Origin of the sequence: Sulfitobacter faviae (genome assembly GCF_029870955.1) — a bacterium.
GTDB classification, from domain to species: domain Bacteria; phylum Pseudomonadota; class Alphaproteobacteria; order Rhodobacterales; family Rhodobacteraceae; genus Sulfitobacter; species Sulfitobacter faviae.
This window is the reverse complement of the sequence record NZ_PGFQ01000001.1, coordinates 1786907-1809554: the sequence shown is the minus strand read 5'-3', so window position 1 is coordinate 1809554 and position 22648 is coordinate 1786907. Positions and strand designations below refer to the sequence as shown.

24 protein-coding genes, 1 tRNA gene and 5 pseudogenes are annotated in these 22648 nt (G+C 63.7%); 12 read left to right on the top strand and 18 right to left on the bottom strand.

Annotation, left to right across the window (positions count from 1 at the left end):
• Positions 1 to 170 precede the first annotated feature (170 nt).
• Positions 171 to 845, top strand: a complete 675-nt coding sequence (locus CUR85_RS09330; RefSeq protein WP_067264500.1) for a type 1 glutamine amidotransferase domain-containing protein — start codon at positions 171 to 173, stop codon at positions 843 to 845.
• A gap of 95 nt (positions 846 to 940) precedes the next feature.
• Positions 941 to 1153 carry a hypothetical protein gene (locus tag CUR85_RS09325; protein ID WP_067264502.1) on the top strand — a complete coding sequence of 71 codons (213 nt, stop codon included), beginning with the start codon at positions 941 to 943 and terminating at the stop codon, positions 1151 to 1153.
• On the opposite strand, the gene CUR85_RS09320 is transcribed toward CUR85_RS09325, so the two are convergent.
• From CUR85_RS09320 to pyk, 5 genes are all read right to left on the bottom strand, one after another.
• Complete coding sequence (locus CUR85_RS09320; RefSeq protein WP_082852060.1) at positions 1142 to 2338, bottom strand: Hint domain-containing protein; 1197 nt, start codon at positions 2336 to 2338, stop codon at positions 1142 to 1144. The genes CUR85_RS09325 and CUR85_RS09320 overlap by 12 nt on opposite strands.
• A 255-nt stretch (positions 2339 to 2593) precedes the next feature.
• Positions 2594 to 2959, bottom strand: coding sequence for a 50S ribosomal protein L20 (gene rplT / locus CUR85_RS09315; RefSeq protein ID WP_067264504.1), 366 nt, complete (start codon positions 2957 to 2959; stop codon positions 2594 to 2596).
• Between the two features lie 15 nt (positions 2960 to 2974).
• Positions 2975 to 3175, bottom strand: a complete 201-nt coding sequence (gene rpmI / locus CUR85_RS09310; RefSeq protein WP_067264506.1) for a 50S ribosomal protein L35 — start codon at positions 3173 to 3175, stop codon at positions 2975 to 2977.
• A 126-nt stretch (positions 3176 to 3301) separates the two neighbouring features.
• On the bottom strand, positions 3302 to 3526 hold the full coding sequence (locus CUR85_RS09305) for a hypothetical protein (protein WP_067264509.1): 225 nt from the start codon (positions 3524 to 3526) through the stop codon (positions 3302 to 3304).
• Positions 3527 to 3552: 26 nt separating this feature from the next.
• Positions 3553 to 4998 carry a pyruvate kinase gene (gene pyk, locus CUR85_RS09300; protein WP_067264517.1) on the bottom strand — a complete coding sequence of 482 codons (1446 nt, stop codon included), beginning with the start codon at positions 4996 to 4998 and terminating at the stop codon, positions 3553 to 3555.
• 152 nt (positions 4999 to 5150) lie between these two features.
• Between pyk and CUR85_RS09295 the strand changes: the two genes are divergently transcribed.
• The gene (locus CUR85_RS09295) at positions 5151 to 5462 is read left to right on the top strand and encodes a DUF1244 domain-containing protein (protein ID WP_067264526.1); all 312 of its coding nucleotides are present in this window, start codon (positions 5151 to 5153) and stop codon (positions 5460 to 5462) included.
• An 86-nt stretch (positions 5463 to 5548) separates the two neighbouring features.
• On the opposite strand, the gene CUR85_RS09290 is transcribed toward CUR85_RS09295, so the two are convergent.
• The gene (locus CUR85_RS09290; protein ID WP_067264647.1) at positions 5549 to 6007 is read right to left on the bottom strand and encodes a MaoC family dehydratase; all 459 of its coding nucleotides are present in this window, start codon (positions 6005 to 6007) and stop codon (positions 5549 to 5551) included.
• Between the two features lie 106 nt (positions 6008 to 6113).
• On the opposite strand from CUR85_RS09290, the gene CUR85_RS09285 reads away from it, so the two are divergent.
• Positions 6114 to 6557, top strand: coding sequence for a DMT family transporter (locus CUR85_RS09285; RefSeq protein WP_067264528.1), 444 nt, complete (start codon positions 6114 to 6116; stop codon positions 6555 to 6557).
• 3 nt (positions 6558 to 6560) lie between these two features.
• On the opposite strand, the gene CUR85_RS09280 is transcribed toward CUR85_RS09285, so the two are convergent.
• Genes CUR85_RS09280 through dgcN form a run of 3 tightly spaced genes read right to left on the bottom strand, consistent with a single transcriptional unit; the run spans position 6561 to position 9393 of the window.
• Positions 6561 to 7421, bottom strand: coding sequence for a D-amino-acid transaminase (locus tag CUR85_RS09280; protein WP_067264531.1), 861 nt, complete (start codon positions 7419 to 7421; stop codon positions 6561 to 6563).
• 2 nt (positions 7422 to 7423) lie between these two features.
• Complete coding sequence (dgcA, locus tag CUR85_RS09275; protein ID WP_067264650.1) at positions 7424 to 8389, bottom strand: N-acetyl-D-Glu racemase DgcA; 966 nt, start codon at positions 8387 to 8389, stop codon at positions 7424 to 7426.
• Between the two features lie 2 nt (positions 8390 to 8391).
• Positions 8392 to 9393 (bottom strand): N-acetyltransferase DgcN, encoded by a 1002-nt coding sequence (gene dgcN / locus CUR85_RS09270; RefSeq protein WP_067264538.1) that lies wholly within the window; start codon positions 9391 to 9393, stop codon positions 8392 to 8394.
• Between the two features lie 257 nt (positions 9394 to 9650).
• Here dgcN and CUR85_RS09265 point away from each other — a divergent pair.
• Positions 9651 to 10609, top strand: a pseudogene (locus tag CUR85_RS09265) (L-malyl-CoA/beta-methylmalyl-CoA lyase).
• A 158-nt stretch (positions 10610 to 10767) separates the two neighbouring features.
• Positions 10768 to 11729: pseudogene (locus CUR85_RS09260) on the top strand (acetyl-CoA carboxylase carboxyltransferase subunit alpha).
• Here the strand turns inward: CUR85_RS09260 and CUR85_RS09255 are convergent.
• Positions 11726 to 12172 (bottom strand): GNAT family N-acetyltransferase, encoded by a 447-nt coding sequence (locus tag CUR85_RS09255; RefSeq protein ID WP_067264547.1) that lies wholly within the window; start codon positions 12170 to 12172, stop codon positions 11726 to 11728. The pseudogene CUR85_RS09260 and the gene CUR85_RS09255 sit on opposite strands and share 4 nt — an antisense overlap.
• Positions 12173 to 12349: 177 nt before the next feature.
• Positions 12350 to 13000: a GntR family transcriptional regulator gene (locus CUR85_RS09250; RefSeq protein ID WP_067264652.1), complete on the bottom strand. Its 651-nt coding sequence runs from the start codon at positions 12998 to 13000 to the stop codon at positions 12350 to 12352.
• A gap of 126 nt (positions 13001 to 13126) precedes the next feature.
• On the opposite strand from CUR85_RS09250, the pseudogene CUR85_RS09245 reads away from it, so the two are divergent.
• Positions 13127 to 13419: pseudogene (locus tag CUR85_RS09245) on the top strand (Dabb family protein).
• Between the two features lie 8 nt (positions 13420 to 13427).
• Positions 13428 to 14548, top strand: a pseudogene (locus tag CUR85_RS09240) (aminodeoxychorismate synthase component I).
• Here CUR85_RS09240 and CUR85_RS09235 read toward each other — a convergent pair.
• Positions 14545 to 15231, bottom strand: a complete 687-nt coding sequence (locus CUR85_RS09235; protein ID WP_067264558.1) for a M48 family metallopeptidase — start codon at positions 15229 to 15231, stop codon at positions 14545 to 14547. The pseudogene CUR85_RS09240 and the gene CUR85_RS09235 overlap by 4 nt on opposite strands.
• A 111-nt stretch (positions 15232 to 15342) precedes the next feature.
• On the opposite strand from CUR85_RS09235, the gene CUR85_RS09230 reads away from it, so the two are divergent.
• Positions 15343 to 15672: a TIGR02300 family protein gene (locus CUR85_RS09230; protein ID WP_067264560.1), complete on the top strand. Its 330-nt coding sequence runs from the start codon at positions 15343 to 15345 to the stop codon at positions 15670 to 15672.
• Between the two features lie 99 nt (positions 15673 to 15771).
• Positions 15772 to 15847 (top strand) — tRNA-Ala (locus tag CUR85_RS09225).
• 212 nt (positions 15848 to 16059) lie between these two features.
• On the opposite strand, the gene CUR85_RS09220 is transcribed toward CUR85_RS09225, so the two are convergent.
• Positions 16060 to 16824, bottom strand: coding sequence for a sulfite exporter TauE/SafE family protein (locus CUR85_RS09220; protein WP_067264563.1), 765 nt, complete (start codon positions 16822 to 16824; stop codon positions 16060 to 16062).
• Positions 16825 to 16966: 142 nt separating this feature from the next.
• Between CUR85_RS09220 and CUR85_RS09215 the strand changes: the two genes are divergently transcribed.
• Together CUR85_RS09215 and CUR85_RS09210 are read left to right on the top strand one after the other, a co-directional pair.
• Positions 16967 to 18649, top strand: coding sequence for an acyl-CoA dehydrogenase family protein (locus tag CUR85_RS09215; RefSeq protein WP_067264565.1), 1683 nt, complete (start codon positions 16967 to 16969; stop codon positions 18647 to 18649).
• Positions 18650 to 18716: 67 nt separating this feature from the next.
• On the top strand, positions 18717 to 19109 hold the full coding sequence (locus CUR85_RS09210) for an META domain-containing protein (protein ID WP_067264568.1): 393 nt from the start codon (positions 18717 to 18719) through the stop codon (positions 19107 to 19109).
• Here CUR85_RS09210 and recO read toward each other — a convergent pair.
• From recO to lepB, 5 genes and pseudogenes are all read right to left on the bottom strand, one after another.
• The gene (gene recO / locus CUR85_RS09205; protein WP_067264572.1) at positions 19093 to 19815 is read right to left on the bottom strand and encodes a DNA repair protein RecO; all 723 of its coding nucleotides are present in this window, start codon (positions 19813 to 19815) and stop codon (positions 19093 to 19095) included. The two genes, CUR85_RS09210 and recO, sit on opposite strands and share 17 nt — an antisense overlap.
• Complete coding sequence (locus CUR85_RS09200; protein ID WP_067264577.1) at positions 19815 to 20144, bottom strand: DUF1491 family protein; 330 nt, start codon at positions 20142 to 20144, stop codon at positions 19815 to 19817. The genes recO and CUR85_RS09200 overlap by 1 nt, the downstream gene beginning before the upstream one ends.
• A gap of 15 nt (positions 20145 to 20159) precedes the next feature.
• A complete protein-coding gene (gene era, locus CUR85_RS09195; protein ID WP_067264580.1) occupies positions 20160 to 21068 on the bottom strand; it encodes a GTPase Era in 909 nt (302 codons plus the stop codon).
• Positions 21065 to 21751, bottom strand: coding sequence for a ribonuclease III (gene rnc, locus CUR85_RS09190; protein WP_067264583.1), 687 nt, complete (start codon positions 21749 to 21751; stop codon positions 21065 to 21067). The genes era and rnc overlap by 4 nt, the downstream gene beginning before the upstream one ends.
• Positions 21748 to 22583: pseudogene (gene lepB / locus CUR85_RS09185) on the bottom strand (signal peptidase I). Before lepB ends, rnc begins: the two are co-directional and overlap by 4 nt.
• Positions 22584 to 22648: the final 65 nt, after the last annotated feature.

Sequence of the window (22648 nt, the reverse complement as noted above, 5' to 3'; positions counted from 1 at the left end):
CAGGCCCTTGGAATAATACCCCGTCCTGCTAGCCCTCTCGCCCCTCGAATGCAAGCCGTAGGGGTTGTGGCGCCACGGGGGAACCACCACCTCTGCAAAGCGTTAGGCCGCATCCCCTCGGCGCGCCCTGCTTCAGCGGCGCGCCCAACCTCCCCCGAAAGGACAGACTGATGAAAATTCTGATGGTTCTGACATCGCATGATGAATTGGGCGACACCGGCAACAAGACCGGCTTTTGGCTCGAAGAATTCGCCGCCCCCTATTACGTTTTCAAGGACGCGGGCGCGGATGTGACCCTTGCCTCGCCCAAGGGCGGGCAGCCGCCGCTCGACCCCAATAGCGACAGCGAAGACGCGCAGACCGACGCCACCCGCCGGTTCAAGGGCGATGACGCCGCGCAGCAGGCACTGGCCTCGACCAAAGTGCTGGGCGATGTGGACGCGGATGGTTTCGATGCGATCTTCTACCCCGGCGGCCACGGCCCCCTGTGGGATCTGGCCAATGACGCCGACAGCAAGCGCCTGATCGAAACCTTCTGGGCCTCCGAGCGCCCCGTGGGGGCCGTCTGCCACGCGCCTGCTGTGTTCAAGGACACCCAAGCCAACGGCAAGCCGCTGGTTTCGGGCAAACGCGTGACCGGCTTTACCAACACCGAGGAAGAAGGCGTTGGCCTGACCGAGGTGGTGCCCTTCTTGGTCGAAGACATGCTGAAGGAAAACGGCGGCGACTACAGCAAGGGCGACGATTGGGCGTCCTATGTGCTGGTCGACGGCAAGCTGGTCACCGGCCAGAACCCCGCCTCTTCCGAGGAAGCGGCGAAAGAGATGCTGGCGCTCTTGAAGTGACGGCAGGTGGGGGGCGCAAGACCGCGCCCCCTCTCCCCCATGGGAGGAACCGCCACAGGGCGCGCCGTGTTTTGCCCGTGAAAGGAGCCTCCGAGATGGCAGATTATGACCGCAGCACCGGCGCCCCATGGAGCGCCGAAGACCTCGAACAGCTTCGCATTCTTGCAGCAGAGGGCACGGCGACCAGCGTGATCGCGGTGCAACTGAACCGCAGCGAAGAGGCGATTGCGCATCGCGCCTCACAGGATGGGATCAACCTGACCGCCGCCAGCCACAATCCCTATGACCCCGACAGCCTAAACCGATAGCAGGGCGCGCCCGTTTTTCTTGTGCTTTGCAATCAACCGCTTTTGCACGGGGCCCGCTGGGATCTGATGCGCGGGGGTGCCGAAGCCGTCACCCTCAACCAAAGCGGGGAAGAGCGTCGCGAACTCCTCGCGCTGCGCCTGACCGAGGGTTTTCACCGTTTCGGCATTCAGCAAAAAGCTCTCGCTCGGCGCGCCTTCGGCATAGACGATCTGATGCTTTTCAAAGACCAAGTGGAAATACTCCACCTGTGAGATGCCCTCATCCACATGCACCCCCGGCAGTTCGGTCAACCGGATCGCGGCGACGAGCACGGCCATCGCGCCGCAGATCCGCTTGACGATGCCTGAACGCGCGACCATGCGATGCTGTCTTGAGACCATGAGGTCACGCTTCGGCAGCCCCGCGCCCAAGGCTCCGGCACTGATCCGAATGGGGTAGAGCTTGGGGTTCTTCGCCAACTCCCCCACCCCGACCCTGCGGCGCAGCGCCGCGACAAGCTCCTGATAGCCGTGGCCTTGGGTCAGCACACGCACGCCGGGGGCCAAAGCCTCAACCGGGAGATCGCCCGCTTCGGTGGTGATCAGCGTGCCGCGCGCGAAACAGGCCACGCCGGTCGAGACCAGATCGCCCTCCTCGCGCATCGTGTCGATGTCGGATTTCCACGCCAGATTCCCCAATAACCCGCCCTCGGGCAGGTCTGAGAAATCGACTGTCATGGTGGTGAACAAATCCCCCGCAGCCGGGCTGCCTGCCAGATTGACGATGCCGGAATAGGTCACCTCAAGATCACCGGCCAAGTCCCGCGAACCGGACTCCACGCGGAAGGGAAACCCCTCAAGCGAAGTGGGGGTCGAGCCGCCATTGGGGTCATCGTCCGCCGTGGTGGTGGTGTCGAAAACGGAACTGGCGGGCTGAAGGTCGATCTCCATTGTGGCGAGCGGCTTGGTCGTCTCAAGATGGTGCCAGTCATAGCCGAAGGACATCTGCGTATCCTCGCCCACCGCCGCGCCATTCGTATAGGGATCTGTTGCGTGCCACGTCAGCGTCTCGACCGAGCCATCGGCATAGGTCAGCGTGATCCGCGCGCCCTCCAGATCGACGCCGCGCGAACTGGTATCGTCGCGAATGCCGTAGACCGTCTCATGGGGGTCTTCGTCCAACCTATTGATTACAATTCCGGGCATAAACGTCCCCACCTTTTACAAATAACTTGCCGACAAACAGCGCCAATTGCTGCGGCACCGGTGCAGATAGGCTGCACAGTGACCTGTCGTTGGGGCAGATTGTCCATGGGGGTGAGGAGCAGGCAAGGCCGTGGCAAGGGATTATCGGGGCAAGATTATGGCAAGGCCCTTGCGCCCGCCCCGAAACGCAGATCCCCCAAACGCAAAAAGCCCCGCCATCCGGCAGGGCTTTCGCACATTCAAAGCAATCTTGGCTTAGGCCGCCAGCGCGTCCTGCGCTTGCTTGACGATCGCACCGAAGGCTTCGGGCTCGTGCACGGCCAGATCGGCCAGAACCTTGCGGTCCACTTCGATGCCGGCCAGCGTCAGACCGTTGATGAAGCGGCTGTATGTCAGCGCCTCGTCGTGGCTGCGCACGGCGGCGTTGATCCGCTGGATCCACAGGGCGCGGAAGTTGCGCTTGCGGTTCTTGCGGTCACGCGTTGCATATTGGTTGGCCTTGTCGACCGCCTGCGTGGCGACCTTGAAGACGTTCTTGCGGCGACCATAGTAGCCTTTTGCGGCTTTGATGATCTTCTTGTGACGCGCGTGGGTGACTGTACCACCTTTAACTCGGGACATCTCGGCTCTCCTTAATCAGCGGGCGTAGGGCATGAAGCCCTTGACGATCTTTGCATCGGCTTCCGACAGGGTTGTCGTGCCGCGTGCGTTACGGATGAACTTGTTGGTCCGCTTGATCATGCCGTGCTGTTTGCCGGCTTGGCTGGCGATGACCTTGCCGGTCGCCGAGACCTTGAAGCGCTTCTTGGCGCTCGATTTCGTCTTCATCTTGGGCATTTCCGTCTCCGTCTTTTGAGTTCGGTATAAACACGACTCGGCATGCCACTTGAGGCCGGTCGTGCAGGCTAAGATGCGCCGTATAGGCGCGGTCGGTCAGGGATGCAAGAGGTTTCGCGCAGCCCCTCAGGGCAAGAAGTCCGCCGCGACCGAGACGAAGACCTCCGGCAGGTTCTCAAAGGAATAGCGCCCCGGGTTTTCGCGCAGCGCAAAGACGATCAGCCCGCCCGCGATCAAGATCGTGATGGCCGAGGCGCGCGGCGACCGACGGTCGGTCACCGCGGACAGGATCGAGGGGATCGACAGCACCGCCAGAACGATGCCCACCACCATTGCCAAATCAGAGTCCACGCAACATCCCCCTATCTGAGGAAAGGCTACTCTGGATCGGAGGCGTAAATCAAACGTTCGTCACAGGGCGCGACGCGCAGAATATTGGTGCTGCCCGGCACGTTGAAGGGCACACCGGCGGTGACGACGATATGATCCTCCGGTCCGGCATACCCCTCTGACAGGGCGGCCCGCGCGGCGCTCAGCACGGCCAGCTTAAACCGGTCATGCCCATCGGTGATGATGCAATTCGTGCCCCAGCTCAGCGCCAGACGGCGCGCGGTGTTGACCAGCGGCGACAGGGCGATGATCGGCACACGGGGCCGTTCGCGGGCGGTCAGCAGGGCGGTGGTGCCCGATTGGGTAAAGCAGCAGATCGCCTTGATGTCCGTCGTCTCGGCAATCTCACGCGCGGCGGCGACGATGCCATCGGCCACGGTGGTGCGATCCGCCGTACGCGAGGATTCGATGATCTGCGTATAGGTCGAATCGGCTTCGACCTCTTGAGCCACGTTGTCCATCGTTGCAACGGCCTGCAGCGGGTAATCCCCGGCGGCGGATTCGGCGCTCAGCATCACGGCGTCGGCGCCTTCGTAAATCGCGGTGGCCACGTCCGAGACTTCGGCGCGGGTCGGCATCGGGCTTTCGATCATCGATTCGAGCATCTGTGTCGCCACGATCACCGGCTTGGCCGCCGCGCGGCATTTGCGCACCAGACGTTTCTGAATCGGCGGCACATTCTGCACCGGCAGCTCCACGCCCAGATCGCCCCGTGCCACCATGATGCCGTCGCTGACATCCAAGATCGCCTCGAACCGCTCCACCGCCGCGGGCTTCTCGATCTTCGACAGCACCGCCGCCCGGCCTCTGACCAGATCGCGCGCCTCGGTCACATCCTCGGGCCGCTGAACAAAGCTGAGGGCGAGCCAGTCGACCCCCAATTCGCAGACGAACTCCAGATCGGCGCGGTCTTTCTCAGAAAGCGCGGCCAGCGGCAGCAGCACGTCGGGCACGTTCACGCCCTTGCGGTTTGAGATGACACCGCCCGTCACCACTTCGCAATCGGCGAAATCCGGGCCGCAGTCGCGCACTTTGAGGCGGATCTTGCCATCATTGATCAACAGGCTCGCGCACGGCTCAAGGGCTGCGAAAATCTCAGGATGGGGCAGGCAGACGCGGGTCGCATCGCCCGGCGTCTCGTCAAGATCAAGCCGGAAGGATGCCCCCTCTTCCAAGGTTGGCCCATCGCCCTCGAACACGCCAACGCGCAGTTTCGGCCCCTGAAGGTCCGCCAGAATGCCGATCGCGCCGCCGGTCTCTTTCTCGATATCGCGGATGATCCGGTGCTTTTCCCGGATCTCTTCGTGGCTTCCGTGGCTCATGTTCAGGCGGAAAACATCCGCCCCGGCGTTGTGCAATGCCGCGATCACCTCTCGGGTTTCAGAGGCTGGCCCAAGCGTGGCCACGATCTTTACATTGCGCAAACGTCTCATATCTGTTCCTTCGTGTCCTATGTCCCCAGAGCGAATGTTAACGATAACATCGCCTGTCCGGTGGCCTAGCGCCCCCATGAGTGCCTGTCAAAGGTTTCATCAGAATGACGGTCCATCGCGGTTCCGTCCAGTGATATGAGAAGGAAGCTGTCATGCCCAGCCAACAAGAGATCGAACTGCAAGCCGCCGCCTTTCGGCGGTTGCAGAAACACCTGATGGAAGATCGGACGGATGTGCAGAACATCGACATGATGAACCTCGCCGGTTTTTGCCGCAACTGCCTCTCGCGCTGGTATCAAGAGGCCGCCAACGAACGCGGCATCGAGATGGGCAAGGACGAGGCGCGCGAATTGTTCTACGGGATGACGATGGACGAATGGAAAGCCAACTATCAGACCGATGCGAACGACAGCCAGAAAGAGGCGTTCAAAACAGCCTTTGAAGAGAATGTCGGAAAGGGTTGAGCAACCCGCCTGAATGAACCCACAAAGCGGGCGCGCATCCCTGTGCGCCCGCCTTTGCCTCGGCCAAGCGCGCTGAAGGGCTTCGCCTAGAACTGATAGAGCACAAGCCAATCCGCTTTGAGCGCAGGCCGCGCGGTGCCTTCGATTTCTACCGTTGCGGCAAAGCGGGTCATCAGGTCACCCCGCCCGCGCCTCTGCGCCTCGGCCAGCGTGAACCGCCCCCGAATCCGCTTGCCGGAATGCACGGGCGCCACGAAGCGCACGCTGTCGAACCCGTAGTTGATCGATGCCTTCGTTCCCGTCACCACCGGCAGCGCACCGTAAGCCATGCCCGACATCATCGACAGGGTGAGCATCCCATGCGCCACGGTGCCGCCAAAATCCGTCTTGGCCGCGCGGAGCGGGTCGACATGGATGAACTGGTGATCCTCGGTCACATCGGCAAAAGCGTCGATCCGCGCCTGATCCATCATGAACCACGGCGAGACGCCCAACTCACGGCCCACGGCGGCTTCCATCTCTGCCCGGTCAATCTCTCTGCGCATCGCGGCCTCCTCTTTGCGCCAGTCTAGCCGCGCGGGCGTTCGCTGCGAAAGCCCTTGCACCCGGCGGGACATCTCTCATGCTGGGGCCAAGTAGAGCGGAGCCGCCATGAACACCCCCATCCTCGCCCTTATCACCGTCGCCATCGCCGGGGCCGCCGTGGCCCTGCAAACCCCGATCAACGCTGCCTTGGGCCGCAACATTGGCAGCGGGGTCGCTGCGGCGGCGGTGTCCTTTGGCGTCGGCTTTGCGATCCTGTTGGGGGTCTTGCTGCTGCGGGGCGAGTTGAGCGCCCTGCCCCGCGCGACCTCGGCCTCGCCCGTTTTGCTGCTGGGCGGGGTGTTGGGGGCCTTCTACGTCTGGTCGGTGCTTTGGGCGATCCCGACGCTGGGGGCGCTGACAGTGATCTCGGCGCTGATCCTCGGGCAGTTGAGCGCGGCGCTGGTGATCGATGCCACGGGGCTTTTGGGGCTGTCGGTGCAGGCCATCACCCCCACCCGCATTGCCGCCGCCGCGCTGGTGGCGGCGGGGCTGGTTTTATCGCGGTTCTGAAACTCAGATCGCGGTTTTGCGCATCTCTTCGAGATAGATTTCACGCAAACGGGGCGCAAGCTTGCCCGGCGTGCCGCTGCCGATCTTGGCGCCGTCGATCTCAACCACCGGCGTCACGAAAGCGCTGGCCGAGGTGACAAAAGCCTCATCCGCCTGCTGCGCCTCTTCGATGGTGAAGTTCCGCTCTTCCACCTGCATCTGCGCTTCGCGGGCCAGTTCCAGCACCGCCTTGCGGGTGATGCCGTGCAGGATGTCGTTCGAGGTCTCGCGCGTTACGATCTTGCCGTCCTTGACGATATAGGCGTTGTTCGACGTGCCTTCGGTCACAAAACCATCTTCGACCATCCAAGCGTCTTCGACACCGGCTTTCTTGGCCATCATCTTGCCCATCGACGGGTAGAGCAGCTGCACCGTTTTGATATCGCGGCGGCCCCAGCGGATGTCTTCGATGCTGATCACGCGGATGCCGTCACGGGCGGCGGGATTGTCGGCCAGCCCCGGCTTGGACTGGGTGAACAGCACCAGCGAGGGCGCGGTCGTCTCGGGGTCGGGGAAGGCGAAATCGCGGTCGCCATCCGACCCGCGCGTCACCTGAAGATAGATCAACCCGTCTTTGATGTCGTTGAGACGCACCAACTCGCGGTGAATTTCCAGCAGTTCTTCGGTCGTCGCAGGCGCGCGCATGTCAAGCTCGCTCATCGAGCGGGTCAGACGCTGGGCATGGCCGTCAAAGGCGATGAGCTTGCCATTCAGCACGCTCGTCACCTCATAGACCCCATCGGCCATCAGGAATCCCCGGTCAAAGATCGAGATCTTGGCCTGATCCTCGGGCAGGTATTCGCCGTTTACATAGACAGTTCGCATGGTCACCCCCAGAGCGCTGCGGCGGGGGGATGCACGCCCGCGCCGTCGAATTTCAAAGCATTGGCGCGGTCTTCGGCCAGAAGCAGCGGGCCGTCAAGGTCCACCACCTTCGCGCCTTGGGCGACCAGCGTCGCGGGTCCCATGGCCAGCGACGAGCCGACCATGCAGCCCACCATGACCTCAAACCCCTCGGCCCGCGCTGCATCGCGCAGCGCCAGCGCCTCGGTCAGCCCGCCGGTCTTGTCCAGTTTGATGTTCACCACATCGTATTTGCCCTTGAGGCCCGGCAGGCTGGCGCGGTCATGGCAGCTTTCATCCGCGCAGACGGGCACGGGGCGGTCCATCCCCAAAAGCGCGTCGTCTTCGCCAGCGGGCAGGGGCTGTTCGACCAGCGCCACACCCAGACGGAGCAGATGCGGGGCGAGGTCGGCATAGACCTCAGCCGACCAGCCCTCATTGGCGTCGATGATGATTGTGGCATCGGGCGCCCCGGCGCGCACCGCTTCGAGCCGCGGCATGTCATCGGGCGTGCCGAGCTTGATCTTCAGCAGTGGCCGATAGCTGTGTTTCGCCGCCTGCGCGCGCATTGCCTCGGGTTCGTCCAGCGAGAGGGTATAGGCCGTGATCTCCGGCCCCGGCGCGGTCAGCCCGGCCAACTCCCACACCCGCTTGCCTGCGCGTTTGGCCTCCAGATCCCACAGCGCGCAGTCGACCGCGTTGCGTGCGGCCCCGGCAGGCAGCAGATCATAGAGCGCTTGGCGGGTGATATCGCCCGGCAGGCCGTTGATTTCAGCCGTGACCGATTCGAGGGTCTCGTCATAGCGCGCGTAGGGCACGCATTCGCCCCAGCCGGTCACGCCGCCTTCGGTTACGCGGACGGTCAGCACCTTGGCCTCGGTCCGCGAGCCGCGGCTGATGGTAAAGACCTGCGCCAGTTTGAACGTATCTGCGGTAACGTCGATCTGCATGGTCACAGCGCCGCCAGCGCATCGGCCAGTCGCGCCGCCCCTTGGCGGAAGGGATCAACCGCAGGCAGGCCAAGACGCTCTTCAACCTCGGCCAGATAGGCATCCGCCTCGGCCTCGGACATGTGGTAGGTGTTGACCGAGATACCGACGACTTTGCAGTCTGGGTTCGGCACCTGCGCCAGCGTCAGCGCCATGTCGCGCACCGCTTCAAGGCTGGGCAGGCTGTATTCCGGCAAGCCGCGCATATGGGTCCGGGTCGGCTCATGGCACAGAATCAGCGCATCGGGCTGGCCGCCGTGGATCAGCGCCATGGTCACCCCGGAATAAGAGACGTGGAACAGGCTGCCCTGCCCTTCGATGATGTCCCAATGGTCATCGTCATTGGCGGGGGTGAGATATTCCACCGACCCGGCCATGAAATCGGCGATCACCGCATCCAGCGGCACGCCTTCGCCGGTGATCAGGATGCCGGTCTGGCCGGTGGCGCGGAAGGTGCTTTTCATGCCTTTCTCGCGCATCGCCTCGTCCAGCGCGAGGGCGGTGTACATTTTCCCGACCGAACAATCGGTGCCCACGGCCAGAACCCGTTTGCCGCTGCGTTTCTTACCGTCGGCGATCGGGTATTCGACGCTGGGCACGCGCACGTCATGCAATGTGGTGCCGTTCGCCTCGGCAGCCGCCACCAGATCGGCTTCGTTGCGCAGCAGGTTGTGCAGGCCCGAGGCGATGTCGAAGCCCATGTTCAGCGCCTCAATCAGCACCTCTTTCCATGCCGCGCTGATTTTACCGCCACGGTTGGCGACACCGATGACCAATGTCTCGGCCCCCGCCTCACGCGCTTCGGCCAGCGTCATGTCTTGCAGACCGAGATCGGCCTTGCAGCCCTCCATGCGGAACTGGCCGACCGCATTGTCGGGCCGCCAATCCTTGATACCTTGAGCGACCTTGGCGGACAGAGAGTCAGGCGCGTCGCCCAGAAAGAGCAGATAGGGGGTTTTGATCATGGCAAGCCTCCGGCATTGAATTTGTCCGCATATTGCGCGCGAGAATACGCAAGTGCGTGGCGTTGTCGACGCGTCTGCATGCAAATGCGCGGCATTTCCCGCGAATTACCGTTGGCTGCGCAAAATTCGTGCGCACCTTTCGTCGAAGGGCGGGCCTTTCGAAATGCTGCAACTGCGAAAACCTCCTTGCGATTGACGGCGCAATTTCATACCAGAATGAAGACACACGTTGAAATAATATTACCCATAGGTGCCCCATGAGCTTTCGCATTCAGCCTGCCGCCCCTGCCCGTCCGAACCGCTGCCAATTGTTCGGCCCCGGTTCCCGTCCGGCGATCTTTGAAAAGATGGCAGCGTCGGATGCCGATGTGATCAACCTCGACCTCGAAGACAGCGTGGCACCTTCGGACAAGGACAGCGCGCGCGCCAATATCATCAAGGCGATTTCCGAGATCGACTGGGGCAACAAGACGCTTTCGGTGCGGATCAACGGGCTGGACACGCCCTATTGGTATCGTGACGTGGTGGAACTGCTGGAGCAGGCCGGGCCGCGGCTTGACCAGATCATGATCCCCAAGGTGGGCTGCGCGGCGGATGTCTATGCCGTTGACGCGCTGGTGACGGCGGTCGAGACCGCCAAGGGCCGCGAGAAGAAGATCAGCTTTGAGGTCATCATCGAATCCGCTGCCGGTATCGCCCATGTGGAAGAGATCGCCGCGTCTTCCCCCGCTTGCAGGCCATGTCGCTGGGGGCCGCCGATTTCGCCGCCTCCATGGGGATGCAGACCACCGGCATCGGCGGCACGCAGGAGAACTACTATATGCAGCGCGGCGAGCAGAAGCATTGGTCGGACCCGTGGCACTGGGCGCAGGCTGCCATCGTCGCCGCCTGCCGCACCCATGGCGTGCTGCCCGTCGACGGGCCTTTCGGCGATTTCTCGGACGACGAAGGTTTCCGGGCGCAGGCGCGCCGCTCGGCCACGTTGGGCATGGTCGGCAAATGGGCGATCCACCCCAAGCAGGTGGCGCTGAGCAACGAGGTGTTCACGCCGTCGGAAGAGGCTGTGGCCGAAGCGCGCGAAATCCTCGCCGCGATGGAAGAGGCCAAGGCCAAGGGCGAAGGGGCCACCGTCTATAAGGGGCGTTTGGTGGATATCGCCAGCATCAAACAGGCTGAGGTGATCGTGCGCCAGTCCGAGATGATCGCCGGGGGCTGAGCGCTTTTGGCAAGCCGCCGGGGGCCCTGCCCCCGGACCCCCGAGGGTATTTGAAAAAGGATGAAGAGGGAGGGGCGTGGGCTTGCCTGCCTTGCAAACCCGCGTTGCAAACCGGCGCGCGGCGCTCCATATACACAGGCAACAAGCCGGAGCATGCAATGACCCAATATCTGGATTTCGAAAAACCCCTGGCCGAGATCGAAGGCAAGGCGGAAGAGCTGCGGGCGTTGGCCCGGTCCAATGAAGAGATGGACATCACCGATGAGGCCCGCGCGCTGGATAAGAAAGCCGCCGGGATGCTCGAAGACCTCTATGGCTCTTTGACGCCTTGGCGGAAATGTCAGGTGGCGCGCCATCCGGAGCGGCCCCATTGCAAGGATTATATCGAGGCGCTTTTCACCGAGTTCACGCCTTTGGCCGGGGATCGAAACTTTGCCGATGATCTGGCCGTCATGGGCGGGTTGGCGCGGTTCAATGATACGCCTGTCGTGGTGATTGGCCATGAGAAGGGCAATGACACCAAGAGCCGGATCGAGCGCAATTTCGGCATGGCGCGGCCTGAGGGCTATCGCAAGGCGGTGCGGTTGATGGAACTGGCGGATAAGTTCAACCTGCCGGTGGTCACCATCGTCGACACGCCCGGCGCCTATCCCGGCAAGGGTGCCGAAGAGCGCGGCCAGTCCGAGGCGATTGCCCGTTCGACGGAGAAATGCCTGCAGATCGGCGTGCCTTTGGTCAGCGTGATTGTGGGCGAAGGCGGCTCTGGCGGGGCGGTGGCATTCGCCACGGCGAACCGTGTCGCGATGTTGGAGCATTCGGTTTATTCGGTGATCACGCCCGAAGGCTGTGCGTCGATCCTGTGGAAAGACAGCGAGAAGATGCGCGAGGCCGCCGAGCAGATGCGTCTGACGGCTGATGAGCTCAAGACGCTCGGCGTGATCGACCAGATCATCCCTGAGCCGATGGGGGTGCGCATCGCCATGCCGAGGAATCGATCAAGGCCGTGGGCAAGTCGATCAAAGCGATGCTCAAGGAACTTGATGGCAAGGACGGCAAGACGCTGGTTCAGGAACGCCGGACCAAGTTCCTTGAGATGGGGCGCAAGGGGCTGGCGGCCTAAGCCAGCCGCCGCCGAAAACGCGGATCGGGCGTGATTTGATCGAAACCGGCGGCGCGGTAGAAACCCTGCGCGCGCCGGTTTTTTGTATCCGTGCCCACGGTGACATAGCTGCATCCTTGGCTCTGGGCGTGGTCCAGCGCCGCTTCGACCAGCGCGCGGCCAATGCCGCGCCCGCGGGCCGTGTCGCAGACGAAGAGGTGGTGCAGGTCCATCCCTCTTGCGCCAAATTGCAACTGCATCTGCGGGCAGAGCGCGGCATAGCCATGCAGGCCGGTGGCGCCTTCGGCCACCAGAAGGGTCACCCAGGGTGTGGGGCCGAAGCAGTCACGTTCCAGCGCGGCGCGCGTCACGGTGGCGGTGTCACCATGGCAGGCGGCCAGCGCGTGGGCCAGATCGAGCACCATCGGCAGGTCGGATTTCACGGCGGGTCGAATGGGGGGCATGTCGTCTCTTTCTGTGAGGCCACAGGGAGACAGGATAAGCCGCGCTGTGGCGGCTTGTGGGTATGGGAATGGGTGCCGCGCCGGTCAGGAGCGGGGGTAATAGACAGATGTGAAGCTGGTCTTTTCCATATGCCTTTGATGCGCCGCCGCTGCCTGACTGTCAAGCCATGGGCGGGATCAGCTGGCCAGCATGCGCAGCCCTTGGGTCACGTCCGAACGCACCGCCAGCCGCAGCCCCGGCTCATCGCCGGCGCGCAGGGCGGCGATGATCAGACGGTGGAAATGCGGCGGCTCGGTCCGGCGCAGGCGGCCATAGAGCGCGCGCATGGTGGGGCCGAGTTGCAGCCAGACCGTTTCTGCCATGGCGAGCATAGCGGGCGCTTGGGCACGCAGGTAGAGCGTGCGGTGAAATTCGAGATTGGTGCGGATATAGCTGACCGCATCGCGGTGGGCCACGGCCTCGGCAATATTGGTGTTGATCGTCTGCATCCGCTCGATCAGCGCCATATGGGCGCGTGGCAGGGCGCGAGAGGCAAGCTCGACCTCCAAGAGCGCGCGGAGGGCGGCCAACTCCTCGATCCGCTCGTTGCTGAGTTCGGGGGTGGAGATGCGCCCGGAGGTCGACATGGTCAGCGCCCCCTCTGCCGCCAGCCGCCGCACCGCTTCGCGCGCCGGGGTCATTGAGACCTCATATTCCTTGCCAATGCCGCGCAGGGTCAGCGCGTGACCGGGCGGCAGATCGCCATGCATGATCCGCGCGCGCAGGCGGCGGTAGACACGATCATGGGCCAGCGGCGTGGCCTCGACAGGGCGTGGAGTCAGGTTCATGATGCGGTTGTGATCACAAACCAGCCACCCGTCAAGCGCGGCATTTTGCAGCCAAGACGCGATCACCCGTTGTCGCGGGCCTTGCGGCGATTTATCGGAGGTCAAACTGCCTTAAGGAGACGCGCTGTGACCAAACGAAACTTCATCCGTCATGTGGTCTTTTTCTCAGCCAAGGACCCCAAGGACATTCCGACGATCGTGGCGGGGCTTTGGAAATTGGCCGACATTCCGCATTCGACGACTTTCGAGATCTGCGAAAACACCCGTGTCGATGCGCTGTCGGGGATGTGGATGTGGTCGTCTATGCCGAATTCCCGGATGCCGAGGCGCTGACCGCCTATAAGGCGCATCCGATCTACCAGGAATCCATCGATATCGTGCGGCCCCTACGCGATATGCGCGTGCCTGCGGACTTTTAAGGCGCGCCATGGCTGGCCCGCGCGTTCTTTTCGACACTGGCCCGCTGGGGCACGGCACGGCCTTCACCGCGCCGCGGCGGATCATCAGTGCCGATACCCCGGCTGAGGTGCCTGCGGCCTTTGCAGCACTTGAAGCGGCGCAGGAAAGCGGCGCGTGGTTGGCAGGCTATGCGAGTTATGAGTTGGGCTATCTCGGCTCGCACAAGCTGCGCGAGTTGATGCCTGCGGCGCGCGGGCTGCCCCTGCTGCGTTTCGGCGTTTTTGATGCGCCCGAGGCCTATGGTTTTGCCGAAGATGCGGGTGATGCCAGCCTATCGGCGCTCACGCCGGATTGGGATTTTGCGCAGTATCAGGCCGCCTTTGCTGAGGTGCAGGACTTCATCAGCGCGGGGACATCTATCAGGCCAATCTGACCTTCGGGATGGAGGGGCGCTATACCGGGACGCCAGCGGCGCTTTATGCCCGGCTGCGCCAGCGGCAAAGCGTGGCACATGGGGCTTTCGTCGATCTTGGCGGCCCTGTGCTGTTGTCACGCTCGCCGGAGTTGTTTTTCGCGCTCACCGCCGAGGGGCAGCTCACCGCCCGCCCGATGAAGGGCACGGCGCGGCGGGGGCGGGACGCTGGGGAGGACGCGAAGCTGCGCGGAGAGCTTGCGGCTTCGGAAAAGAACATGGCCGAGAACCTGATGATCGTGGACCTTTTGCGCAACGACATCAGCCGGATCGCGGAGGTGGGCAGTGTCGAGGTGCCGAAACTGTTCGAGATCGAGACCTATGAGACCCTGCATCAGATGACCTCGCGCATCACGGCGCAGGTCTTGCCGGGAAAGCGGCTGACCGACCTTTTTCACGCGCTCTTTCCCTGCGGCTCGATCACTGGCGCTCCCAAGATCCGCGCGATGCAGATCCTGCGCGCTTTGGAGCCGGCCCCGCGCGATGCCTATTGCGGGGCGGTGGGGTGGATCGCCCCCACGGGTGCGATGCAGTTCAATGTGGCGATCCGCACGGCGACCTGTCACCCAGAGGGGCGGCTGCGGCTGAACGTGGGCGGCGGCGTGGTGCATGACAGCACGGCCGAGGATGAATATGCCGAAGCGCTGCTGAAGGCGCGTTTCGCCACGCTCACCTAGAACCGGTAACGATGCAGCCCGCCGCCGTGGTCGCGCAGCCATTGGCGCGGCGCCTGATAATCGCCGTAGATCCGCGTGACCTCGGCCCAGAAGGCGGGGGAGTGGTTCATCTGCGCCAGATGCGCGACCTCATGGGCGGCGACATAGTCGAGCACCTCGGGCGGGGTCATAATCAGCCGCCAAGAGAACATCAGCGCCCCGTCGCTTGAACAAGACCCCCAGCGGGAGCGCGTGTCGCGCAGGGTGATGCGGGCATAGGGCTTGCCCAGTAGCGCGGCATAGTCGTCACAAGCCCCGGCGAGGCGGTCGCGCGCCACTTCGCGCAGGTGTGCGGCCAGACGTTTGCCCAGGCTTTCCTCCGGGCCGGGCACGAGGATCTCTTCGGGGCCGATCCGCACCCCCCTCCCCTGCCCGCCGCGCACGCGCAGCAGCTTGCCGCCTACCGGGAGTTCGGCCCCCGGGGCCACGATCACATCCTCGCCGCGCGCGGCGAGGTGTTGGCGAATCCAGTCCTGTTTGCTTTCGGCAAAGGCCAGCGCCTCACGCTCTGCCAGCCGTTTCGGCATGGTCAGGGTCACCCGTCCGTCCAATTGCGAGATGCGCAGTGAGATGCGCCGCGCGCGCGCCGAACGGCGCAGGATCAGCGGAATCGGCGGGTTGCCGGGCAGCACAGGGTCTTTCATTACCGGAGCAACGTCCCTAGATAGAGGCCAAAGCCTTTGACAGTGCCCCCCTCATATGGCACTTGGCCGGAATCATCTACACGCAACAGCAATATTATAAAGGGGTGTTTCATGCCCAACGAAGAATGGGGAACCAAGCGCCTGTGCCCCACTACGGGCAAGCGCTTCTATGACCTCAACAAGAATCCGATCATCAGCCCCTACACGGGCGAAGAGGTCGAGGTCGACAATTCCAAGTCGCGCATGATCGCGGCGGACGCCGAGGATGCGGTCACAGCCAAAGCCAAGAAGGGCGACAAGGTTGATGAGGAATCCTTGGTCGATGACGATGACGCGGTCGATGTGGATCTGGACGACGACATCCTCGACGATGACGACGATGATGACGATACAGTACCGCTCGACGACCTCGCCGATGTGGCGTCGGACGACGAAGATTAATTAATCGGCGGCGGGGTCAATTTTCCGCTTGATCCCGCCTCCGCCAGCGCCTAGACAGCGCCACAGAACGACCCGGATCACACGATCACGATCCACGATGGGGCCTTAGCTCAGCTGGGAGAGCGCCTGCATGGCATGCAGGAGGTCAGCGGTTCGATCCCGCTAGGCTCCACCAAGCCTTTTGCAAAGCAAAAGGCGTTGCGCGGCAGTCGCTTCGCAGAAGCGATGAGAGCGCAAACCCACCCTACTCAAAATCGGACAATGCTAGCGCCTAGCTGCATACGATGCGTCGCGATCGTTTCCTGAGGGTCATCGCCTTCCCGCGTGCAAGCGATGGCCCGGCGCCTGCGGCTGGTTTCCGGGCCCCGGGGGGGCAACTTCAACCGATTAAAAAACCGCCCGCCGGATCAGGTTCAACCCCGCCACCATCAAGACCACCAAAGTCATCTTGCGAAACAGCACCGGATCGACCCGGTCCATCACCTTGCTGCCGAGCCAAACGCCCAGCATCACCGGTAGAATCAACAGCGCCGAGAAGGGCCAGGTCTGCGCGTTCAGAACGCCCGAGCCGATATGCGCGACGAGAAGCGCCACCGCGCCCAGCCCGTAGATCACCCCTTGGATCCGCATCTGATCATGTTTCGCGGTCCCGAGCGCGGTGAGATAGGCCACCGTGGGCGGCCCCCAGATGCCGGAAATCCCCCCAACGGCCCCGGCAAATCCGCCCACCAGCGCCTCGACCTTCGTCGACCGCTGGGCCAGATGAAACTGATGTTTCGACAGTTGCAGCAGCGCAAACAGCACCACCGGCACGCCGATCATCAGCAGCATCACGGTCGCCGGCACCAGTCGCACCATCTGGGCGGAGAGCACCAGCATCACGCCACCGCAGAGCAGGAACACCCAAAACAACTTGATCGACCGCAGCGCGGCCTGCGGCCCCTGCCGCAGCGCTTGGAAGGCATTGGCCAGCACCGTGGGCAAAATCAGCCCCGCCAATGCCAGATCGGGCGCCATGAAGGTCGTGAGACCGGAAATCAGCACCAGCGGCAGGGCAAAGCCCACCACGCCTTTGACGAAGCCACCGCAAAGACCGATTGCAAGTGCAGCATAAAATTCGAACGGGGTGAGAAAGGGGAAAATACTGTTCATACCGTTACATAGCACCCTCCTCCGGGGCCGCACGTCAAAAATGACTGCGCAAGATTAGAACAAAATGCCGCAGCAAAACGTATCTTTGTTGTGCTGCGACTGCGAAAGGTCTATGCCTGTCCCAAGCAAGAAAGGACAGCCCATGGCACATGACGGTCAGGACATGACGATGCATCGCGTAATTCTCGACGATCTGATCGGGCAGACCGGCGCGGCCCTGCTGCCGCTCGACCAGTTGCTCGAAACCGCCACCGCCGCGGTCCGCGCGCAGGTGAGCGATGGCGACCGCGTGTCGGCCAAGCTGATCGAGGCTAACCAGACCGCCGCCCACGGGCTTGCTTGGCTCGCCACCTATGTCCAAGCCCTGCGTCAGATGCAGCTTTGGGCCGAGCGGCTGCAAAGTGAGGGGCGCTTTGGCGAGGTGGAGCAACTGCTGCACCAGATCGCCTTTGGCGAATACCTCTGCCAGATCCGCGGCGGCATCCAGATGAACCAAGGGGAGATGCTGCGCCTGCAAGATCTGGGGCTGAGCGCCGAGGATGAGGCCGCGCTCGACGATCCTGCGATCACCAGTCTGACCCGCGCGGGCAACACCCAAGCCGCGCGCAGCCGTCTGGTTGAACTGATGCAGGAACGCAACGCCGATGTGACATTCGGCGTCAGCGGACTGGACGAAGAGCTTGAAATGATCCGCGATCAGTTCCGCCGCTACGCGGTGGAAAAGGTCGAGCCGCACGCCCATGACTGGCACCTCAAGGATGAGCTGATCCCGATGGAGGTGATCGAGGAACTGGCCGAGATGGGCGTCTTCGGCCTGACCATCCCCGAAGAATACGGCGGGCTGGGCCTGACCAAAGCGTCGATGTGCGTGGTCAGCGAAGAGCTGTCGCGCGGCTACATCGGGGTCGGCTCGCTCGGCACCCGCTCGGAAATTGCCGCCGAACTGATCCTCTGCGGCGGCACCGAGGCGCAGAAAGAGAAATGGCTGCCCCGCATCGCCAGCGCCGAGACCCTGCCCACGGCGGTCTTTACCGAGCCGAACACCGGCTCCGACCTCGGCAGTCTGCGCACCCGTGCGGTCAAGGACGGGGACGACTACAAGGTGACCGGCAACAAGACATGGATCACCCATGCCGCGCGCACCCATGTGATGACCCTGCTGGCGCGCACCGATCCCGAAACCAGCGATCACCGCGGGTTGTCGATGTTCCTCGCCGAGAAAACGCCCGGCGATGATGCCAACCCCTTCCCCACCCCCGGCATGACTGGCGGTGAGATCGAGGTGCTGGGCTATCGTGGGATGAAGGAATACGAACTGGGTTTCGACGGTTTCGAGGTGAAGGGCGAGAACCTTCTCGGCGGCGAAGAGGGGCGCGGCTTTAAACAGCTGATGGAGACCTTCGAGAGCGCCCGCATCCAGACCGCCGCCCGCGCCATCGGCGTGGCGCAATCGGCGCTGGATATCTCGATGCAATACGCCCAAGACCGCAAGCAATTCGGCAAGGCACTGATCAACTTCCCCCGCGTCTCAGGCAAGCTGGCGATGATGGCGGTTGAGCTGATGGTGGCGCGGCAGCTGACCTATTACAGCGCCTTCGAGAAGGACGCCGGCCGCCGCTGCGACGTAGAGGCGGGCATGGCCAAACTGCTGGGCGCACGGGTCGCATGGGCGGCGGCCGACAACGGCTTGCAAATCCACGGCGGCAACGGTTTTGCTCTGGAGTACAAGATCAGCCGGGTGCTTTGCGACGCGCGGATCCTCAACATTTTTGAGGGCGCCGCCGAGATTCAGGCGCAGGTTATTGCCCGCCGCCTTCTGGGCTGATCTGCCGGGGTTGCAAGCGCTGCCGATGTCAGGGACATAGGCGGCGCTTCACTCCAAAGGACAGCCCATGCGCAGCTTTCTGATCCTCGCCGCCCTCAGCGCCCTGCCGCAATGCCAAGGCGATGAAACCGTCCGTGCCTATGGCGCGGGCGACAAGACATGGCATCTGGTGAAGTTGGACGGCAAGCCCTTCGATGCCCGCGCGACCCTGACCTTCCCCGAGACCGGCAAGATCGCCGGGCTGGCCCCCTGCAACGCCTATAGCGCCGCGATGACGGTGCCCTACCCGTGGTTCGACACCGGCCATATCGCCGTCACCCGCCGCGCCTGCCCCGACCTTGCGGGCGAGACGGCGTTCCTCGATGCGCTGACAGAGGTGACCATTTCAGACGTGCTGGGCGACACGATGATCTTGTCGGACGACAGCGGCGAACGTCTGGTTTTCAAAGCCGCCGACTAAAGGCCTCGACAAAGCGCGCGCGGGCTTCCGGCAGGGGTTTGCCGCCCAAGTCCCGCGCCAGATGCACGGTCAGGAAATGCCCCGTCGTCCGCAGCCCCTGCGCCACCTCAGCATCATTGCCCGCCCCGCCGCGCAGCACGGGCGGCAGGGGCAAGAGCCGATCCGCCCACTCCCCCGCCCCCTTGGCCGAGACCGCGCGCCCGGTCTTGGGAGAGACATAGATCAGCCCCTCGGTCGCCCCCGTCACCGCGCAGGCGTCGAGGTCGAGCGCATAGCCCATTTCCTCCAAAAGGCGCAGCTCCCACTTGAGGTAGGCCAGCGGCCAGACATCGCCCTGCCCCAGCATATCCAACAGCGCCTCGGTGCGCCGATAAAGCGCCGGATGCGGCTCGCGTTCGGGCAGGCAAAAGGCCAAGAGCGCGGTGACCGCGTTCAGCCCCGCCAGTGCCAGACGGTCCTGCATTGCCACGGCGGCACGGCTGCGCAAAGGCTCGACGGTGAAGGCGCCGATGTGGTCCTCCAGCCGCGCGCGCCATGCCACGTCAAGCTGCGCGCCGGGTTGCAGACTGGGGGCGATCTTGCGGCTGGTGCCGCCGCGGACGATGCCAGCGTGGCGGCCTTGGGCGGGGGTGAAGACCTCAATGATGGCGGAGGTCTCGCCATGTCGCCGCGCGCTCAGCAGGATGCCCTGATCGCGCCATTCCATCAGGCGAGCCCCGGTTCGTCCAGAAGGTGCCGCCCGGCGCGGTCCTCGACCTCGATCACCCAGAGGTCGGGATCGAAGCTGCGTTGGCGGGTAACGGTGGCATCGACCTCAGGTTCGTCGCCCGCGGCCAGTTCGACCCACTTACGCGCGCCGCTCATCAGATCGAAAGAACGCTGGAACAGCACCGCGCGGCCATCGAGCGTTGCCAGCTTCACCAGCACCGCGCCGCCGGTGTCATCGCCATGGGCGACCACGAAAGCGGGGATGTCCTGCAACCTGAGCCGCGCGAGATAGGCATCGACCCAGAAGCGCGCGGTCAGGCGGGCCATGGCAGACCTTTGGCGTCAGTCATTGCCATCTTTGAAATCCAGGCCCATCTCGGAATAGCGCTCGGCCTCTTCCAGCCAATTGGCGCGGACTTTCACCTGCAGGAACAGATGCACCTTGCGGCCGAGGAACTCTTCGAGTTCCTCTCGGGCGGCCTTGCCCACGGCCTTGATCGTCTCGCCTTTGTTGCCCAGCACGATGCCCTTGTGGCCGTCGCGAACGACATAGACCAGCTGGTCGATCCGGGCCGAGCCGTCCTTGCGCTCTTCCCAGTTCTCGGTCTCGACGGTGAGCTGGTAGGGCAGTTCCTGATGTAGGCGCAGGGTCAGTTTCTCGCGCGTGATCTCAGCGGCGATGTTGCGCATCGGCAGGTCGGCGATCTGGTCTTCGGGGTAGAGCCACGGGCCTTCCGGCACCTCGCCCGCCAGCCATTCGCGCAGGGTATCGGTGCCGTGACCGCGCTCGGCGGAGATCATGAAGGTTTCGGCAAACTCAAACCGCTCGTTCATCTTCTCGGCCAGCCCCAGCAGCACCGGCGCCTCGACGCGGTCGATCTTGTTGATCGCCAGCGCCACGCGGCGGCCTTTGGCGATGTTGCCGAGCTCTTCGAGGATGCGCTCCACGCCCTCGGTCACGCCGCGGTGCGCCTCGATCAGCAGCACGATCACGTCGGCATCCGCGGCCCCGCCCCAAGCGGCGGCGACCATGGCGCGGTCCAGCCTACGGCGCGGCTGGAAGAGGCCCGGCGTGTCGACGAAGACCAGTTGCGCATCGCCCTCCATCGCCACGCCGCGGATGCGGGCGCGGGTGGTCTGGACCTTATGTGTCACGATCGAGACCTTGGCCCCGACCATGCGGTTCAGCAGGGTGGATTTGCCCGCGTTGGGCTCTCCGATCAGGGCGACGAATCCGGCACGGGTGGTCATGTATTGCTCTCCAATTGCCGCAGCAGCGTGCTGGCGGCCGCCTGTTCGGCGGCGCGTTTCGACGGCGCGGTGGCGGCGGCCTCGGCCCCGTTGTCCAACCGCGCGGTAATGGTAAAGACGGGCGCGTGATCCGGGCCGCTGCGCCCGGTCTGCACATAGCGCGGCGGGTTCAGCCCGCGCGCCTGCGCCCATTCCTGCAGCGCCGTCTTGGCGTCGCGCGCGTCTTCCTTGACGGTTTTAAGGCGGTCACCCCAGAGCCGCAGCACGAGGTCTTTGGCAGCGTCAAAACCACCGTCGAGATAGACCGCGGCGATCACCGCCTCGATCGCATCGCCCAAAAGCGCCTGTTTGCGCCGCCCGCCCGAGATCATCTCGGACCGACCGAGCTTGAGCACCTTGCCCAGATCAATCTCACGCGCCACATCGGCGCAGGTTTCCTTGCGTACCAATGCGTTGAAACGGGGGGCCAACTGGCCTTCGCTGGCGCCGGGATCAAGCGCCAGCAGCGCTTCGGCCATGACAAGGCCCAGCACCCGGTCGCCCAGAAACTCCAACCGCTGGTTGTCGTCGCGGTTGGCCGAGGACATGGAGGCGTGCGTCACCGCGCGCACCAGCAGCTCCGGCTTGGCAAAGTGATGGCCAATCCGCGTCTCGAAGGCTTTGAGGTCTCCGCTCAGCTTCATCTGACAGCTTCAAAGAAGCGGTCGCCGCGCCATGTCCAGAAGAACAGCATCGAACGCCCGGCAGAGCTGAACATGATGCGATCCGCGCGGCCAATGAGGTTTTCGAACGGCACGAAACCCACGCCCCCGGCGCGCTGCGCCAGACGGCTGTCGGCAGAGTTGTCGCGGTTGTCGCCCATGAAGAAGTAATGCCCCTCGGGCACGGTATAGACGCCTGTGTTGTCCGACTGCTGATTGGTGATGTTCAGGGTCGGGTAGGACACGCCATTGGGCAGGGTTTCGATCTGGCGGCTCTTTTCGCAGGTCGCCCCTTGGCCCACGGGGCCGTTTTCGCAGCGCGGGCGCAGTTGTTGCGGGCCTTGGGGGCCATGACCTCTTCAAACGTGCCGGCATCTTCGACCTCGACCGGGGTGCCGTTCAGGCTGATGACACCGTTTTTGATCTGCACCTTGTCCCCCGGCAGGCCAATCAGGCGCTTGATATAGTCGCGGCCCGAGACAGGGTGACGGAAGACGACCACATCGCCGCGCTCAGGCTCAGAACCGAAGAGGCGCTCGTTATCCCCATCAAAGACTCCGCAGACATCCTTGGCGTCAATCTCGATCCCGACACCGGGCAGCATCAGGCTGGGGCAAGAGGCGTAGGAATAGCCGTAGGCCATCTTGTTCACGAAGAGGAAATCACCGATCAGCAGCGTCTCTTTCATGGAGCCTGAGGGGATCCAGAAGGGCTGGAAGAACAGGGTCCGAAAGACACCGGCGATCAGCAGCGCCCAAAAGATTGTCTTGATGGTTTCGACAAAGGCGTTGCCGGTTTTTTCCTTAGCGGCCATGCGGCGCTCCTGACATATAGGTTTGGGGTTACATGCGGGGCCGTGCGGGCCAAGTCAAGTGACGC

Bases quoted from the DNA above. Each gene is read 5' to 3' on its own strand.
- CUR85_RS09250 (WP_067264652.1), bottom strand. From the start codon at position 13,000: ATGAACCTGACTCCACGCCCTGTCGAGGCCACGCCGCTGGCCCATGAT.
- CUR85_RS09295 (WP_067264526.1), top strand. From the start codon at position 5,151: ATGCCCAGCCAACAAGAGATCGAACTGCAAGCCGCCGCCTTTCGGCGG.
- rnc (WP_067264583.1), bottom strand. From the start codon at position 21,751: ATGAAGCTGAGCGGAGACCTCAAAGCCTTCGAGACGCGGATTGGCCAT.
- era (WP_067264580.1), bottom strand. From the start codon at position 21,068: ATGACCACCCGTGCCGGATTCGTCGCCCTGATCGGAGAGCCCAACGCG.
- recO (WP_067264572.1), bottom strand. From the start codon at position 19,815: ATGGAATGGCGCGATCAGGGCATCCTGCTGAGCGCGCGGCGACATGGC.
- CUR85_RS09235 (WP_067264558.1), bottom strand. From the start codon at position 15,231: ATGAAAGACCCTGTGCTGCCCGGCAACCCGCCGATTCCGCTGATCCTG.
- CUR85_RS09320 (WP_082852060.1), bottom strand. From the start codon at position 2,338: ATGCCCGGAATTGTAATCAATAGGTTGGACGAAGACCCCCATGAGACG.
- pyk (WP_067264517.1), bottom strand. From the start codon at position 4,998: ATGAGACGTTTGCGCAATGTAAAGATCGTGGCCACGCTTGGGCCAGCC.
- rplT (WP_067264504.1), bottom strand. From the start codon at position 2,959: ATGTCCCGAGTTAAAGGTGGTACAGTCACCCACGCGCGTCACAAGAAG.
- dgcA (WP_067264650.1), bottom strand. From the start codon at position 8,389: ATGCAGATCGACGTTACCGCAGATACGTTCAAACTGGCGCAGGTCTTT.
- CUR85_RS09285 (WP_067264528.1), top strand. From the start codon at position 6,114: ATGAACACCCCCATCCTCGCCCTTATCACCGTCGCCATCGCCGGGGCC.
- CUR85_RS09325 (WP_067264502.1), top strand. From the start codon at position 941: ATGGCAGATTATGACCGCAGCACCGGCGCCCCATGGAGCGCCGAAGAC.
- CUR85_RS09215 (WP_067264565.1), top strand. From the start codon at position 16,967: ATGGCACATGACGGTCAGGACATGACGATGCATCGCGTAATTCTCGAC.
- CUR85_RS09290 (WP_067264647.1), bottom strand. From the start codon at position 6,007: ATGCGCAGAGAGATTGACCGGGCAGAGATGGAAGCCGCCGTGGGCCGT.
- CUR85_RS09230 (WP_067264560.1), top strand. From the start codon at position 15,343: ATGCCCAACGAAGAATGGGGAACCAAGCGCCTGTGCCCCACTACGGGC.
- CUR85_RS09280 (WP_067264531.1), bottom strand. From the start codon at position 7,421: ATGCGAACTGTCTATGTAAACGGCGAATACCTGCCCGAGGATCAGGCC.
- CUR85_RS09255 (WP_067264547.1), bottom strand. From the start codon at position 12,172: ATGCCCCCCATTCGACCCGCCGTGAAATCCGACCTGCCGATGGTGCTC.
- dgcN (WP_067264538.1), bottom strand. From the start codon at position 9,393: ATGATCAAAACCCCCTATCTGCTCTTTCTGGGCGACGCGCCTGACTCT.
- CUR85_RS09220 (WP_067264563.1), bottom strand. From the start codon at position 16,824: ATGAACAGTATTTTCCCCTTTCTCACCCCGTTCGAATTTTATGCTGCA.
- CUR85_RS09210 (WP_067264568.1), top strand. From the start codon at position 18,717: ATGCGCAGCTTTCTGATCCTCGCCGCCCTCAGCGCCCTGCCGCAATGC.
- rpmI (WP_067264506.1), bottom strand. From the start codon at position 3,175: ATGCCCAAGATGAAGACGAAATCGAGCGCCAAGAAGCGCTTCAAGGTC.
- CUR85_RS09200 (WP_067264577.1), bottom strand. From the start codon at position 20,144: ATGGCCCGCCTGACCGCGCGCTTCTGGGTCGATGCCTATCTCGCGCGG.
- CUR85_RS09330 (WP_067264500.1), top strand. From the start codon at position 171: ATGAAAATTCTGATGGTTCTGACATCGCATGATGAATTGGGCGACACC.